We start from the raw sequence: 1,684 nt of genomic DNA, 5'->3' as shown, positions 1-1,684 counted from the left end.
GGACCTACGTGGGGCTGGCGCTTATCATGACGGCCGCCGCCATGGGCATCTCGGTAGCCTATGGCATGCACCGCTGCAAAGCCGACAACGTCGTAGAGGCGCTGCGGGCCGATAGCGTCTAGCTTGCGAGTCCTCCGGGGTAGTGCTCTGGGCACCGTCTCAGCTGAGTGACGGCGTAGAGGAGACGGTGGGTGTTCCGACCGAGCGCAGTTTACCCCAAGAGTACTTCCTCGCTTCGCTCGGGCGCCGACACGCGACGAAAACAGCCCAGTGGACTGTTTTCCAAAGCGAGGACTGTTTGAGCGAATCGGAACACCCGGCGGCTCCGACGGGAGGGGAGTTACGCGCTCCTCTCCATCCCCTTGGGGTGCTTCCGGTAGCCGTAGCGGCCGGACAGGGCGATCATGAATATCGCTGCTACGGTTACCGCGAAGGCGTCGCCGACGGTAACCGACAGCCAGATGCCGTCGATGCCGAACAGCTTCGGCAGAATGATGACAGCGGCCACCTGGAACACCAGGGTACGCAGGAACGAGATGATGGCCGACACCACGCCGTTGTTGAGCGCGGTGAAAAACGCCGAGGCGTAGATGGCGAAGCCCATCAGCAGGAAGCACAGGGCGTACAGGCGGTAGGCCTTGGTGGTCAGGGCCAAAAGCTCGGGATCGTAGCTGACGAAGATGGCCGAAAGCGGCTCGGCCAGCTCCTGTCCGGCCAGGAACATGAACACACTGGCCACGGCAATCAGCCCCAGGCTCTTCCACAGAAGCGAGCGCATCTCGGTGCGGTTGCGGGCGCCGAACTGGAAGCTGAGCAGGGGAGATGAGCCTACGGCGTAGCCCATGAAAATGGATGAGAACACCATGGCGGTATACATGATCACGCCGTAGGCCGCCACGCCGTCCTCGCCGATGTAGCGCAAAAGCTGCCAGTTGTAGAGCACCGATACCAGGCTCATGGCAATGTTCGTGACCATTTCCGACGAACCGTTCAGGCACGCCTGGCCGATCACGCGCCAGCGCAGGTGCGGGCGGGCGAAGTACAGGTGGCTGTCGCGCTTGCGTATAAAGTACAGCACCGGCAGAAGGCCGCCCAAGAACTCGCCGATGTTGGTGGCCAGGGCCGCGCCGGGCAGCCCCCAGCCGAAGGCGCCCACGAACAGGAAATCCAGCACGATGTTGGTGACGCCGGCGATGACGATGACAATGAACCCGAGCTTCGGCTTGCCCGCAGTGACGAAGAAGCTCTGGAAGGCGTACTGCAAAAGGAAGAAGGGCAGCGAGATCATCATCATGCGGCCGTACAGGGTGGCGTCAGCATGCATCTGTCCTGTGGCACCCAGCATGGTAGCCGCCGGACCCATAAAGAACCAGCCGCCAATAGCAAGCACCGAGCCAATAGCGAAAGCGAAGATGACGAGCAGCGTGAAATAGCGCCGCGCCCGCGGCGCGTTGCCTTCGCCCAAGGTTTTTGCCACCAGGGCGCTCCCGCCCGTGCCGATCATCATGCCCACGGAGGCAAGGATCATCACGGCGGGAAAAATCAGGTTCACGGCGGCCAGGGCAGTTTTGCCGGCGTAATTGGAGACGAAGAAGCCGTCCACAATGGTGTAGCACGAGGTAAAGATCATCATGGCCATGGTGGGCAGCGTGAATTTGATAAGCGCACTGGTAGTGAAGTGCTT

The 1,684-nt window shown here is 61.6% G+C and carries 1 protein-coding gene; it reads right to left on the bottom strand.

The features are described from left to right. Positions 1-340 precede the first annotated feature (340 nt). Positions 341-1,684: MATE family efflux transporter (locus QZ307_RS11035; RefSeq protein ID WP_295999775.1), on the bottom strand; the 1,344-nt coding region annotated here is incomplete at its 5' end.

The organism is uncultured Adlercreutzia sp., assembly GCA_910585575.1.
Lineage (GTDB): Bacteria > Actinomycetota > Coriobacteriia > Coriobacteriales > Eggerthellaceae > Adlercreutzia.
Note: the sequence above shows the minus strand (reverse complement) of the source record. Positions and strands in the feature narration are given on the sequence as shown.